Below are 13,751 nucleotides of genomic sequence, written 5' to 3'. Positions count from 1 at the left end.
ATGTCGTCCCTTGCGGAAGAAGACGGCCTGCAGGAGTGGCAACTGGACGTGAGCCATGCCCCCACCTCGACCAAGATCGTGGTGGCGGGCGGCTTCGGCGTGGGCAAGACCACCTTCGTCGGCGCGGTCTCGGAGATCACCCCGCTCACCACCGAGGCGGTGATGACCCGGGCCAGTGAGGACATCGACGACCTCGGCTCCACCCCGGACAAGACCACCACCACGGTGGCGATGGACTTCGGGCGGATCACGCTCGACCGGGAGCTGGTGCTCTACCTGTTCGGCACACCCGGTCAGCAGCGCTTCTGGTTCATGTGGGACGACCTGGTGCGCGGGGCGATCGGCGCGGTCGTCCTCGCCGACACCCGCCGGCTGGCCGACGCCTTCCCGGCGCTGGACTACTTCGAGAGCAGTGGCCTGCCCTACGCGGTGGCGGTCAACCACTTCGAGGGCACCACCGCCTACGAGGAGATCGACGTCCGCGAGGCGCTCGCCGTGCCGGACGAGATCCCGGTGGTGATATGTGACGCCCGCGACCGCCAGTCGGTGATCCAGGTGCTGCTGGCCCTGGTCAAGCAGGCCCTCATCGCCCAGCCGGAGTAGCAGTCTTCCGGTGGGCGTCCTGGGGACGCCCACCGGACGCACCCAAGCCCGCACCGCACGAGAGAGCATGCCGTCTTGCGCAAGATACTGATCGTGGGAGCCGGCCAGTCCGGGCTCCAACTGGCCCTGGGTCTGCAGTCCCAGGGATATGAGGTCACCGTCATGTCCAACCGCACGGCGGACGAGATACGCCAGGGGCGTGTCATGTCCACCCAGTGCATGTTCGACACGGCGCTGGGGCACGAGCGGGACCTCGGCCTGGGCTTCTGGGAGGACCAGACCCCCCGCATCGAGGGCCTGGGCGTCTCCGTCGCGGCCCCGGACGGATCGCGTCCGATCGACTGGGTCGGCCGGCTCGACGCCTACGCGCAATCCGTCGACCAGCGGGTGAAGATGGCCGGCTGGCTGGAGACCTTCGTCGAGCGCGGCGGCAAGCTGGTCATCCACGGCGTGACCGTCGGCGACCTGGACTACTTCTCCCGTGCCTACGACCTGGTGATGGTCGCGGCGGGCAAGGGCGAGCTGGTCTCGATGTTCGGCCGGAACGCGGAGCGTTCCCCGTACGACAGCCCGCAGCGCTCGCTGGCCGTCGCCTATGTGCACGGCCTGGGCCCGCGTCCGGAGCACCCGGACTTCCACGCGGTGCGGCTCAACATGGTCCCCGGGGCCGGTGAACTGATCGTCATTCCGGCGCTGACCACCTCCGGCCCCTGCGACATCCTCTTCTGGGAGGGGCTGCCGGGCGGTCCGCTCGACGTCTTCGACGGCGTCAAGGAACCGAAGGAGCACCTGCGGCTGACCCTCGACCTGATGCAGCGCTACCTGCCGTGGGAGTACGACCGCGCCCGCGACGTCGAGCTCACCGACGCCGGCGGCACGCTGTCCGGCCGTTTCGCCCCGGTGGTCCGGCACCCCGTCGCGGAACTGCCCTCCGGCGGTCTGGTGCTGGGGGTGGCCGATGTCGTCGTCGCCAACGACCCGATCACCGGTCAGGGCTCCAACAGCGCCTCCAAGTGCGCCGCCGCGTACCTCGCCGCCATCGTCGAGCAGGGCGACAAGCCCTTCGACCGGGACTGGATGGAGTCCGCCTTCGCCCGCTTCTGGACGACGGCCGAGCCGGTGACCAAGTGGACCAACGCCCTGCTCGGCCCGCCGCCGGAGCACATCCTGGGCCTGATCGGCGCCGCCGGGCAGCTGCCGGCCGTCGCGAACCGCTTCGCCAACGGCTTCGACGACCCGTCGGACTACGAGTCGTACTTCTACGACCCGGAGAAGACCGCCGCGTACCTGGCCTCGGTCTCCGGCGCCTGACGGGCCTCTGACCGGCGGTCCGGCCGTCGTCACCTGTCGTTGTCGGTCGCTGTCGGCCGTCCTCGGACGGCCCGGAGACGGCCCAGACATGAGCGGTCCTCCGTCACCGCGAGCTGACGGCGGCTTGTCTGGTTGCCGGACATGGGGAGGCCCCCACCGCCGGGCGTAGGTGCGGTGGGGGCCTTGCCGCCTGCCTCCCGTTGCTCGCCGTAGGAGGCTGGCGGCAATCTCAGCCGGGGTAGGTGCGGGGCGGTCCGGGCGCGCGTCTTGCGCAGGCATTGGTGTCGGCGAACAGCACGAAGAGGGCACCCTGCCGGAGCCGTGCCGAGCTGGCAGGCATGAGTGCGCCCGTTATCCACCACTGTTGACCGTGGCTGATCCCTGAATCTGGCACGGCTGTGGCAGGCGACTCCTTCGTAGATGCGTACGCGGTCAGTGTCTTTCGCGCTCGTAGCGTTTCACCCGACGCGCCAACTTGGCGCGATACCTCTCGGGTGAATGGAAAGCCTGAGAGCGGTGGACCATGTCGGGGCGAACTGGCGGTGCAGGTGGACTCCAGCCGCCGACACGTGCCTTGTAAGTTCGAACACATTTCCGCACGGACTGCCGGAAGTCCCCTTCCCCAGCGGCTCATGGTCGGTCTTCGGCTGCCTTGTTCCGCAATCGTCCGTCGACGTTGATGCCATCTGGTGATGTCAGTCGGCCTTGGTCCGCCGGCGACCACCCCGGTTAGCAGCAGCGTGAGTGCCGGTCGGGCAGTCAAGGTTGGGGCTTGGCCTGCCCCGCGAAGGCAGTCGCCCCGGGGCCGGCCTTGGCTGGCGCGGTTCAGACCAGGTAGAAGTCCCTCCGGGCGGCCACGAACGCCTCGATCGACTGGGCGGGGATACCCGTCACGCGCTCGACGCCGTCGGCCGTGCGGTCGTAACGGTTGTCCCGGTGCAGCTGGGCCATGGTGGCGACGTGCTGTTCGATGTGCGACGGCATCCCCAGCTTCGGGAGCTGGGCCTGCCACCTCTCCGGGGGCACGTCCACGTAGGACACCTGACGGCCCAGTGCCCGCGAGAACGCCTCGGCCAGCTCCGTCATGTCGACCGAGCGCGGCCCGGTCAGCTCGTAGACCTGCCCGATGTGCGGAGCCGGGTCCCGGAGCATGGTGGCGACTACCCGGGCGACGTCGTCCACGGAGACCGGCGAGGTGCGTCCCGTGCCGAACGGCAGCGCGATCGTGCCGTTCTCCTGGATCGACCGCGCCGCCATCGTGGTGAACAGCGGAGTGTCCAGGAACGCCGTCGGCCGGATGTGCACCACCGGCAGGCCGGACCAGTTCAGTACCTGCTCCGCCAGCCAGTGCAGTCGCTGCTGATGCGACTCCTCGGTGCTGGTGGCGGTCATCTGGGACACCGTCATCTGCGACAGGCCGACCAGCGCCTCCAGCTTCCCGTACTCCTTTGCGACGGAGGCCACCACGGTCGCCGCCAGCAGGTGGTCCGGCGACACGCGCATCGCGAAGTACATCCGCGCCACGCCCTGCAGCGCGGCCGCCACCGTCTCTGGCCGGGTCAGGTCGCCGATGACGACCTCCGCGCCGAGCGCCCGCAGCTCGGCCGCACGCTCGTCCTCGCGACGGACCATGAAACGCACCGGCACGTCCTGCGCACGCAGTTGCTCGAAGACCGTACGGCCCACGCCGCCGGCACCGGGGATGAGAACAAGATTGTTGGCAATCATCAGTCGATCTCCTTCGTGGTGGTGGAATAACTGAGCTGTGGTGTGATCAGAGCGTCGGAGGAGCCGTCAGCAAGGGGTTCAGACGGTCTGGCGCTGGGGCTTGCCACCGCCGACGGCTACGGCGGCATCCTTGCCCGGCAGGAAGGCCAGCACGACGGCGGCGCCGACCAGGGCGACGGCCGCCGCCCCTATCGCGGTGATGTGCATGGCATGGATGAAGGAGTCGTTCGCGAGCCGTACCAGTGCCCTGCCGGCCGGTCCCAGCTTCTCGGCGACGGCCTGGGTGGCCTGGAGGGATTCACCTGCGGCGTGCCGGTCGGAGGCGGGCAGCATGCCGAGGTGGCCGTCGATGCCGTTGCGGTAGGTGGTGGACAGCAGCGATCCCAGCACGGCGACCCCCATGGCCCCGCCGACCTGCCGGAAGGTGTTGTTGACCGCGGATCCGGAGCCGGCCTTCTCCCTCGGCAGCGACGACATGATCATGACGGTGGCGGGCGGCATCACATGGGCCATCCCCGTGCCCATCAGGAAGAACAGCACCTCCAGCACCCAGATGGGGGTGTCCTGACCGAGCAGCGGGAACCCGGCGAAGGCCACGGCGGTCAGGACGAGGCCGGTGGCGCACACGGCTCGGGCGCCGAAGCGGTTGACGACCAGCCGGGCCCGTGGGGCGAAGAACATCTGGGAGGCGGCCAGCGGCAGCACGAGCAGACCGGACTGCAGGACGCTGTAGCCCCGAACGCTCTGGTTGTAGAAGACGCTGAAGAACGTGACGCCCATGAGGGCGAAGAAGACCAGGCCGATGGCGGCGACGGACGCGGAGAACCGCCGGTTGCGGAAATAGGTGACGTCGAGGGCGGGATGGTCGCAGCGGGCTTCGTACACCACGAAGCCGGCGAGGACCGCGACGCCGGCGAGGATCGTCGCCCAGGCCTCGGGGCGGGTGAAGTCACTCAGTTGTCCGCCCTTGATGATCCCGTAGACCAGCAGCGTCAGTCCCGCGATCGACAGCAGCACGCCGACGGGGTCGAGCCTGCCGGGCCTGGGATCCTTGGAGTCGGGGACGATCGCCACCATCGCGGCCATCGCGGCGACCACGATCGGGATATTGATCAGGAAGACCGAGCCCCACCAGAAGTGAGCCAGCAGGACGCCGCCGGCGATCGGGCCGGCGGCGAGGGCGAAACCGACCACACCGGTCCAGATGCTGATGGCCTTGGGCTGCTCCGCGGGCTCGAAGACGTTCATGATGATGGCGAGGGTGGCGGGCAGGATGAAGGCGCCACCGAAGCCCATCACGGCGCGGAAGGCGATGAGCTGCCCGGAGGAGTCCGATATGGCGGACAGCGCGGATCCAGCGCCGAACACCAGCATGCCGAGGAGCAGCACCTTCTTGCGGCCGAGCCGGTCACCGAGCAGGCCCGCGGTGAAGAGCAGTCCGGCGAAGACGAGCGTGTAGGAGTTGACCGCCCATTCCAGCTGGCTCTGGGTGGAGCCGAGGCCAGTGGGAGCGGGCTGGGCAATGGTCTTCATTGCCACGTTGAGGATCGAGTTGTCCAGCATCACCACCAGGAGGCTGCAGGAGAGCACGGCCAGGATGGCCCAGCGCCGGCGGTGCACCGTCTCAGAAACCCTGCGTCGGGCCGGCGGCACGGGTGGCGTGGACTCCGCGGGCGTCGAGGACTCGGTGGGGGTGGGTGGCGATGCCACAGCGGATCTCCAGTGCTGTCGGTGGTATGGCGAGTGCGGGGCGGAGGCGGCCGGCCTGAGGCCGGGGAGGCAGCGCAAGGCCCCGCTGACCTGCCAGTGATCACGTCGGACCTAAATAGATGTCGTAATCAAACTAAACACAGGCTAGGATAGATGACAAGCGACAGCCAACTGGGGAGAGTGATTCCGTGGGCCGCGTGTCCAAGGCGCAGGCACAGGAGAACCGGCAGCACGTCGTGGCCACTGCCTCACGGATGTTCCGCGAGCAGGGCACCGCGGTCAGCATTGCCGACCTGATGAAGGCCGTCGGGCTCACCCATGGCGCGTTCTACAAGCAGTTCGCCTCCAAGGAGGACCTGGTCGACACGGCCATCGCCCACGCCTTCGAGGACCCGGGGGCGCACTCGCCGGCGGCGCTTGAGGAGCCCGCCAGGGACCACGAGGCCGCCCGCCGGACGCTGATCGAGCAGTACCTCTCGATCTGGCACCGCGATCACGCCGGGGACGGCTGCCCCGTCTCAGGATTCGCCGCCGATTTGGGGCGTGACCCCGACCAGGCCGCCCGATCCCAGCAGGTCTACATCAACGGGATACGGAGTCGCGCCGCCCGGCTGGCCACCGGCGACGACGACGGCCTGGCCCAGCTCTGTACCATGGTCGGCGCCCTCGTCCTCGCGCGCGCCACCCGAGGCAACCCGCTCTCCGAAGAACTGCTGCAGGCGGCGCGCACGGCTCTCGCCGAGAACGGCATCGGTCAGTCCGACACGGCGGTAGCGCGGTGAGCGAGCCAACGGCCATAGGCGGTCGATCAACTCTTCTGAAAGTGCCCCGAGCCTCCGGCCGCCCCCTGAGGTTTTCAGGTCGGGGTCGATGGGGTGATGGGTCAGGCCGGTTCTGCCGGAGTCATCGCTGAGCCAGTCGCCAAAGCAGATGGCTACGCCGCTGCGCGCGAGCACGGAAGGCATGCGCTGAGGCACTTCTACGCATCGGCGCTGCCGGATGCCGGCGAGAACGTGAAGGCCGTCAGCGAGTACCTCGGGCACAGCAACCCGGCGCTGACCCTGAGGATCTATGTGCACCTCATGCCGAGCAGCCAGGAGCGCACGCGCGAGGCGATCGCTGCCATTTACGACATGGGCCACCGCTCCGCGTGACGGCCCACAGACGGCCCACGGACTGGCTTACGTCGCCCAGTTGAAGACAACTCGCCGGCAGAGGGCGTGCCGGGCCGCGGAACCTCTGCTCCGACCCGGAGAAGAGCCGCCTACCTGGCCTCGGCCGCGGGAGCCTGACGGACCGCCGACGCCGGCGGTGCGCCCGCCCCGCCGGATCAACCCCGCAGGCGTGCCCTCTGCATCGCGGCGAGCCGCCGCACCACACCGATGCACAGCACTCCCGCGAGGACGTACAGTGCGGCGCCGGTCATCTCCGCCGGCAGTGGGCCCTGGGCGGTGGCCGGGGGCGCGATCAGTTGCGCCGCCACGAAGACCAGCCACCACGAGGTCAGCAGCGCACCGGTGCGCCGCGGGCGATCGGGCGGCGAACTGGCGGCCCAGATGTCGTTGATGATCCGCTTGGGCAGGAAGAAGCAGGCGAACGGAATCAGCCACGCGCCCGTGGTCCAGCCCCGTCGCATCCGGTGTCCGCCGGGTGCCAGTGCCTCGGCGTTCACCCGCATCTGCCACAGCCAGCGCAGGAAGACGACCCCGGTCAGCACGAAGGCCAGATGACTGATGCCGGTGAGGTTGCCGACCCAGATCCCCCGATCGAGGGCCGCGTACGAGCCGTCAGCGGCGCCGTGGAGGCGCAACTGGGCGATGAGCAGCGCGGCGTTCACCAGTACGCAGATCCCCAGCGCGACCACGACCGCCATGGTCATCGCCCTCGGAACGAAGAGCGGATCGCCCTTGGCCGAGGGCACGGGCGGGGATATGGCGATGGCGTCGTCGTGGCTCACAGGGGCGCAAACTACTGCCGACCTCGGCATTCGGTCCAGCGCGGCCGCCGTGGGAACCGGCGCCGATGCTCTCGCCTTGGCAGGGCTCCGGGGCTGTGAAACGCTCGTTTCATGGCATATCTGTCCGTTGTTCGCACATAGATCTCGAACGGGCGAGCCCGGCTGCCCGTCGGGAGTCCCCCCGGATCCAGGCTCCCCTTCGGGAGAGGGAACGGCCATGACGACGACCGAGCACGCTCACGACCGCGACGAGCACAGTGACCCCACCTTGTACCGCACTCCGGCCGACGCGGTCGCCGCGCCCCCGGAGAAGCTCGCCTACGTCGTCGGTTTCGATCCGACCGGGGAGCGCCCGGACGCGCTGTTCACCGTCGGCACCGACCCCGACTCTCCCGAGTACGGCCGTGTGGTCTCCCATGTCGAGCTGCCCGACACGGGCAACGAACTGCACCACTTCGGCTGGAACGCCTGCTCCAGCGCGCTGGCGCACGCCGGCCATCATCACGCCGTGCGGCGCTACCTCATCGTCCCGGGACTGCGTTCCTCCCGGCTGCACGTCTTCGACACCGGTCCCGATCCCGCCCGCCCGCGCCTGACCAAGGTGATCGGGCCCGAGGAGCTGGCCGCCAAGGCCGGATACTCGCGTCCGCACACACTCCACTGCGGCCCCGACGGAGTGTTCCTGTCCTGCCTGGGCGGCGCGGACGGTGCGGACGGCCCCGGCGGCGTCGCGCTGCTGGACCACGAGAGCTTCGATGTGCTGCGCGCCTGGGAGAGCGACCGGGGACCGCAGTGGCTCGCCTACGACGTCTGGTGGCACCTGCGCCGGAACATCGCCGTGACCAGCGAGTGGGGGACCCCGTCGATGATCGAGGACGGTGTCGTCCCCGAACTGCTGCTGGGGCGCCGGTACGGCCACTCGCTGCACTTCTGGGAGCTCGACTCCGGCCGTCACCTGCAGCGGGTCGACCTGGGGGACGAGAACCAGATGGTGCTGGAGCTGCGTCCCGCGCACGACCCCGAGGCGACGTGGGGATTCGCGAACACCGTCGTCAACGTGGATGACCTGTCGGCGTCGGTGTGGCTGTGGAACCGGGAGGGCGAGGACTTCACCGTCCGGAAGGTGATCACCGTCCCCGCAGAGCCGGCGCCGGCCGAGGACCTGCCCCCGGCGCTGCAGCCGTTCGGCGCCGTGCCCCCGTTGATCACCGACATCGACCTGTCGGTGGACGACCAGTGGCTGTACGTGTCCGCATGGGGGACCGGGGACCTGCTCCAGTACGACGTGAGCGACCCGTCCCGTCCCCGGCAGACCGCGTCCGTGCGTCTCGGCGGCATCGTCGGCGGGCGGCCGCACCCCGCCGAGCCGGACGGCGTTCCGCTGACCGGCGGGGCGCAGATGGTCGAGCTCAGCCGCGACGGGCGGCGCGTGTACCTGACGAACTCCCTGTACGCCGCCTGGGACGCGCAGTTCTATCCCGCGGGAATCGACCCGTGGATGATCGGACTCGACGCCGACACCTCGCGCGGCGGCCTCTCCGTGGACAACCGCTTCTTCCCGCACGGCCCGGACTTCCTGGGCCTGCGGGTGCACCAGACGCGCCTGCAGGGCGGCGACGCCTCCTCGGATTCGTACTGCTTCCGCCACTGACCGCCCGGGCGTGCTCCGGGAGCGCCCGGGACGGACGCCCCCGGTCCGCAGGCCGTGGCGACGGGCCGGGGGCGGTCCGTCAGGCGGTGACGTCCACGACGACCTTGCCCTCGGCCGCTCCCTGCTCGACCACCTCGTGCGCCCCGGCAGCCGTGGCGAGGGTGAAGCGGCGCGGGTCGAGCCGCGGCGTGAGCGCCCCGGCGTCGGCGAGGGCGGCCGCCTCGCGCAGGATCTCGCCGTGGTGCTCGCGCCCGTTTCCGGTCAGCATCGGCAGCAGCGTGAAGACGCCCGAGTAGGTGGCCCCGCGGAAGGAGAGCGGCGCGATGCTGTGGGTGCCCCAGCCGAGGGCGCTCACCACGTGGCCGGTGTAGGTGCGCACGGCGGTGAACGAGGCGTCGAGCGTCTCCCCGCCCACGGTGTCGAAGACGATGTCGAAGCCCTCGCCGCCGGTGTGCTCGGCCACGTAGGCGTCGACCGGCGTGGAGGTGTGGTCGATCGGGGTCGCCCCGAGGCGGGCGATCGTCTCCAGACTGCGCGGCGATCCGGTGGCGAAGACCTCGGCGCCACGGGCCCGGGCCAGCTGGACGGCCACGTGCCCGATGCCGCCGGCGCCGCCGTGCACGAGCACCTTCTGGCCCTCGTGCACCCCCGCCCGGTCCACCAGGCCCTCCCACGCGGTGATGAAGACCAGCGGAAGCGCTGCCGCCTGACGCATGGTCAGCGAATCCGGCTTGCGGGCCAGCAGGCGGGCGTCCACGGCCGCGTACTCGGCGAGGGAGCCCTGCAGGTCGCCGACCCCGCCGGTCATCCCGAAGACCTCGTCGCCGGGCGTGAAGCCGGTGACGTCCGCTCCGACCTCCTCCACCACGCCTGCCAGATCAAGCCCGAGCACCGCGGGCAGCCGGGTCCGGGCGTGCGCGGCCTTCCCCGCGCGGATCTTGGTGTCGAGGGGGTTCACGCCACTGGCCGCGACCCGGACCAGCACCTGGCCCGGGCCGGGTGAGGGGGTCCGGATCTCGCCGAGGGTCAGAGGGGTGCCGAACTGCTCCAGCACCATCGCGCGCATGGTGGCGCCCACCGGGGGACGGGAGGTCATGGAATGTCCTTTCGAACAGACAGGTCTGTTTTATTCAGGGCTGAGGAATGCCCTCGTCCATCCGGTGCGGACGAGGGCGGGAGGGGTCTCAGGCGGCGGGCGGGCAGGCCCGCTCGACCGCGGCCCGCGCCGCGGTCTTGGCGGCGGCGGGCATCGCCGGGTCCTGTTCGAGCTTGCCCGCGGCCAGAGTGCCGTCGACCAGCAGGGTCAGCTGCAGCGCCAGCTCGTCCGGATCCGCGGCCCCCGCCGACTCGGCCAGCTCCCGCACCCAGGCCCGCACGGTCCGCTTGTGCTCGACGGTCACCGCGTGCGGCAGGCTGCCCGGCTCGCTCTCCGCGGCGGCGTTGATGAAGGGGCAGCCGTGGAAGCCGTGGCGCTCGTACGAGGCCGCGACCGCGTCGAACAGGCCCACCAGCTGCTCGCGGGGGTCGTCGCCGGCCGCCAGCGCCGCGGCGCGCAGCTTGCCCCGCCAGGAGTCGTCGACCCGGCGCAGATACGCGGCGGCCAGCTCGTCCTTGGAGGGGAAGTGCACATAGAGCGTGGACTTGGCCACCTCCGACTCGGCGATGATCCGGTCGACCCCCACGCCGCGCAGGCCGTGCGCGGAGAACAGCGCCTCGGCCGTCGTCAGTATGCGCTCGCGCGCCGAAGGGCGCTTGGCCGTCGCGGGCATGCTGGTCACCTCGATGCTCACCGGGGCCCGGCGGGCCCGTCGCAGCAAAACTAACAGACAGGTCTGTCCGATGTGGATGAGGTGCCGGTCACACCGGCCGCACGCGGGCGGTGCCTCGGTCCGCCGGGCGCCGCCGCCGGGTCAGCGCGAGGTGCCACCGAGCGGGGTGGGTGCGGTGGCCGACGCGGGGGCGACCGGGGAGACGTAGTGCTTCATCGACGGGTCGTCGGAGTCCGGCCGGACCGCGCCCAGGATCGGGTTGGCGGCGATCGGGGAGATCTTGACGACGCCGCCCGGACGCGGGGCCTGGATGACCATGCCGTTGCCGATGTAGATCGCCACGTGGGTGGCGCCGGGGAAGTAGACCACCAGGTCGCCGGGGCGCAGCAGATTCAGCGGGACGTGCGGCAGCCGCTTCCACTGCTCCTGGCTGGTGCGCGGGATGGTGGTGCCCGCGTGCTCCCAGGCGCGCGAGGTGAGCCCCGAGCAGTCGTACGCCTTCGGGCCCTCGGCTCCCCAGACATAGGGCTTGCCGAGCTGCCCGTAGGCGAAGCTCAGCGCCTTGTTGCCGGCCCGGGACGGCGCGAGCGCCAGACTGCCGAGCTTGCCCGAACGGAGGAAGGCCGCCTGGGCCTGGTCGATGCCCTGCTCCTCCAGCTTCTGGAGGTCGGCGATCTGGGTGCCGGTCAGGCCGGCGAGGATCCGCTCGACGTCGGACAGCTGCCGCTCGATCTCCTCCTTGGCCTCGCGCTGCTTCTTCTCCAGCTGCTCCGAGTCGTCGAGCGCGTGCTGCTGGGACCGGCTGAGCGCGGCGATCCGCTTCTCGCCGTTCTCCAGCTGGGCGACCAGTTCCGCCTGGCTGCCGGCGGCGCGGTCGAGCATGTGGCCCTGGGTGAAGGCGTCCTGCGGGTCGCGGCTCAGCAGCAGGTTGAGGTACGGGGAGACGCCTCCGGACTTGTACTGCTCCCGCGCCAGCTGCCCGGCGAGGGCGCGGGCGTCGCTGAGCGCGGTGCGCTCGTCGGCGAGCTGCCGGTCCAGGCGGTCGGCCTTGCTCTGGTTCTCCTCGAGCTCGGTCTTGGCCTGGTCGTACGTCTCGGTGGCCTGTTCGGCCTTGAGGTAGAGGTCCTGCAGCCGTTCCAGCAGCGCGACGAGCGTCTGGCCGCTCGGAACCGGATCGGTGGGTGCGGCGTACGCCTGGGCGGGAATGCCCAGGGCCGCGGCGGCCAGCAGCGCCCCGCAGACGAGTGCCCTGCGCACCCACTCACCGGGCCGGCGTGCTGCTGACATCCCGTCACCTCCGCTTGTCCGACTGCGCACCTCCGGGTAGATCCTTACATGATCGGGTCGGCTGGAACAGAGGGACGGGCCGGAACAGGTGGCTCCGCACGTCCGGGAGCCACCCGTTCGTCCGGCGTCATCCGAAGTAGGTGTCGAAGTTCCGCTGGAATTCCCAGTTGCCGTACTTGTCCCAGTTCACCGACCAGGCCATCAGGCCGCGCAGCGCGGGCCAGGTGCCGTGGGTGGCGTACCCGCCGCAGTTGACCTTCCTGGTAAGGCAGTCGAGCGCCTTGTTCACCTCGGCCGGGGTGGTCCAGCCGTTGCCCGCGTTGCTGCTGGCGGGCAGGCCGATGGCCACCTGGGACGGGGAGAGCGGGGGGAACACCCGGGCGGTGTTGCCCGCGACCGGGAAGCCGGTGAGCAGCATGTCGGTCATGGCGATGTGGAAGTCGGCCCCGCCCATCTGGTGGTACTGGTTGTCCAGCCCCATGATCGGCCCGGAGTTGTAGTCCTGGACGTGCAGGAGCGTCAGATCGTCCCGCAGGGCGTGGATCACCGGGAGGTACGCGCCCGCCCGGGGGTCCTGGGCTCCGTTGGGGCCGGGGCCGTAGAACTGGTACCCGAGCTGGACGAAGAAGGTCTCGGGGGCCATGGTCAGCACGAATCCGCTGCCGTACTCGGCCTTGAGGCTCTTCAGCGCGGAGATCAGGTTGACCACGACCGGCGTGGTCGGGTTCCTGAAGTCGGTGTCGCCGGCGTCGAGGGAGAGCGAGTGGCCCTCGAAGTCGATGTCGAGGCCGTCCAGTCCCCAGGTGTCGATGATCCTGCCGACGGAACTGACGAAGGCGTCGCGGGCGGCGGCGGTGGTGAGCTGGACCTGGCCGTTCTGGCCGCCGATGGAGATCAGCACCTTCTTGCCCTGCGCCTGCTTGGCCTTGATCGCGGCCTTGAAGTCCGCGTCGGACTCGACGCCCGGGCACTCGGAGGCCGGGCAGCGGTTGAAGCGGATGTCGCCCGAAGTGGTGGAGGTGGGTTCGCCGAAGGCGAGGTCGATGTAGTCCCAGCTCGCGGGGACGTCGGCCATGCGGACGTAGCCCGAGCCGTTGGCGAAGCTGGAGTGCAGGTAGCCGACAAGGGCGTGGGAGGACGGCCCGGTGGGAGTCGGGGTCGGCGTCGGGGTCGGCGTGGGTGTGGGCGTCGGTGTCGGCGAAGTGGGGGTGGGGCTGGGCGTGGGTCCGCCGGGCCCGGTCAGCGAGAGGTCGTCCGCGTAGTACGCCGGCTGCGCGTACCAGCCGTGGACGTACACCGTCGCGCTGGTCTGACTCGCGCCGGTGGTGAAGTCGATGCTCAGTTGCTGGTAGGCGCCGCCGGTGCCCGGGGTCCAGGTGCTGGTGCCGCCGTCCACCCCGATGTAGACGTAACTGCCCTTGACCTGCGCCGAGAAGGTGTAGGCGGTGTTCGGGGAGACGGAGACGGTCTGTTTGCACTGTGCGGTCCCAGAGGCGCCGGGAGTGCCGGCGAGGGCGTAGCCGCCGGTCCTCGCCTGTCCGGTGACCGCCTGTGTGGTGCCGGAGTCGCAGCTCCAGCCGGACAGGTTGCCGGACTCGAAGCCTCCGTTGACCAGGAACTCACCGGCGTGCGCCGTGGGGGCGAGGGCGACCAGCCCGCCGAGGACGGCGGTGCAGGCGAGGGTCGCCGTCGCGGCGACGAGGTGTCTCATGGAGGGGCCGCTCCTTCGGGGACG

Annotated in this window: 11 protein-coding genes and 1 pseudogene; 5 read left to right on the top strand and 7 right to left on the bottom strand. The window is 70.4% G+C overall.

Going from position 1 to position 13,751, the window contains the following annotated elements; translation table 11 throughout:
* Entirely contained in the window at positions 1-603 is a 603-nt protein-coding gene (locus ACWDAS_RS07470) for a GTP-binding protein (protein ID WP_450387889.1), read from the top strand.
* A gap of 75 nt (positions 604-678) precedes the next feature.
* A complete protein-coding gene (locus ACWDAS_RS07465; RefSeq protein WP_450387888.1) occupies positions 679-1,914 on the top strand; it encodes a styrene monooxygenase/indole monooxygenase family protein in 1,236 nt (411 codons plus the stop codon).
* Between the two features lie 825 nt (positions 1,915-2,739).
* Here ACWDAS_RS07465 and ACWDAS_RS07460 read toward each other — a convergent pair.
* Together ACWDAS_RS07460 and ACWDAS_RS07455 are read right to left on the bottom strand one after the other, a co-directional pair.
* Positions 2,740-3,642, bottom strand: coding sequence for an NmrA family NAD(P)-binding protein (locus ACWDAS_RS07460; RefSeq protein ID WP_450387887.1), 903 nt, complete (start codon positions 3,640-3,642; stop codon positions 2,740-2,742).
* A 78-nt stretch (positions 3,643-3,720) separates the two neighbouring features.
* Positions 3,721-5,352, bottom strand: a complete 1,632-nt coding sequence (locus ACWDAS_RS07455) for an MFS transporter (protein ID WP_450387886.1) — start codon at positions 5,350-5,352, stop codon at positions 3,721-3,723.
* A gap of 188 nt (positions 5,353-5,540) precedes the next feature.
* On the opposite strand from ACWDAS_RS07455, the gene ACWDAS_RS07450 reads away from it, so the two are divergent.
* Both ACWDAS_RS07450 and ACWDAS_RS07445 read left to right on the top strand, forming a co-directional pair.
* Positions 5,541-6,134, top strand: coding sequence for a TetR family transcriptional regulator (locus tag ACWDAS_RS07450; RefSeq protein ID WP_450387885.1), 594 nt, complete (start codon positions 5,541-5,543; stop codon positions 6,132-6,134).
* A 111-nt stretch (positions 6,135-6,245) separates the two neighbouring features.
* Positions 6,246-6,506, top strand: a pseudogene (locus ACWDAS_RS07445) (tyrosine-type recombinase/integrase); the annotation flags it as partial.
* A gap of 176 nt (positions 6,507-6,682) precedes the next feature.
* Here the strand turns inward: ACWDAS_RS07445 and ACWDAS_RS07440 are convergent.
* Positions 6,683-7,309: a DUF4328 domain-containing protein gene (locus ACWDAS_RS07440; protein WP_450387884.1), complete on the bottom strand. Its 627-nt coding sequence runs from the start codon at positions 7,307-7,309 to the stop codon at positions 6,683-6,685.
* A 217-nt stretch (positions 7,310-7,526) separates the two neighbouring features.
* Here ACWDAS_RS07440 and ACWDAS_RS07435 point away from each other — a divergent pair, with 217 nt between their 5' ends.
* Positions 7,527-8,960: a selenium-binding protein SBP56-related protein gene (locus ACWDAS_RS07435; protein WP_450387883.1), complete on the top strand. Its 1,434-nt coding sequence runs from the start codon at positions 7,527-7,529 to the stop codon at positions 8,958-8,960.
* A gap of 79 nt (positions 8,961-9,039) precedes the next feature.
* Here ACWDAS_RS07435 and ACWDAS_RS07430 read toward each other — a convergent pair whose 3' ends face one another.
* The 4 genes from ACWDAS_RS07430 to ACWDAS_RS07415 all read right to left on the bottom strand — a co-directional run bounded on the left by ACWDAS_RS07430 (position 9,040) and on the right by ACWDAS_RS07415 (position 13,727).
* On the bottom strand, positions 9,040-10,056 hold the full coding sequence (locus ACWDAS_RS07430) for a zinc-dependent alcohol dehydrogenase family protein (RefSeq protein WP_450387882.1): 1,017 nt from the start codon (positions 10,054-10,056) through the stop codon (positions 9,040-9,042).
* Between the two features lie 88 nt (positions 10,057-10,144).
* The gene (locus ACWDAS_RS07425; RefSeq protein ID WP_450387881.1) at positions 10,145-10,729 is read right to left on the bottom strand and encodes a TetR/AcrR family transcriptional regulator; all 585 of its coding nucleotides are present in this window, start codon (positions 10,727-10,729) and stop codon (positions 10,145-10,147) included.
* 141 nt (positions 10,730-10,870) lie between these two features.
* On the bottom strand, positions 10,871-12,016 hold the full coding sequence (locus ACWDAS_RS07420) for an NlpC/P60 family protein (protein WP_450387880.1): 1,146 nt from the start codon (positions 12,014-12,016) through the stop codon (positions 10,871-10,873).
* A 127-nt stretch (positions 12,017-12,143) separates the two neighbouring features.
* Positions 12,144-13,727, bottom strand: coding sequence for a chitinase (locus ACWDAS_RS07415; protein WP_450387879.1), 1,584 nt, complete (start codon positions 13,725-13,727; stop codon positions 12,144-12,146).
* Between the last annotated feature and the right edge of the window lie 24 nt (positions 13,728-13,751).

Source organism: Streptomyces sp. NPDC001070 (genome assembly GCF_053598835.1).
This window is presented reverse-complemented; position numbering and strand designations above follow the sequence as displayed.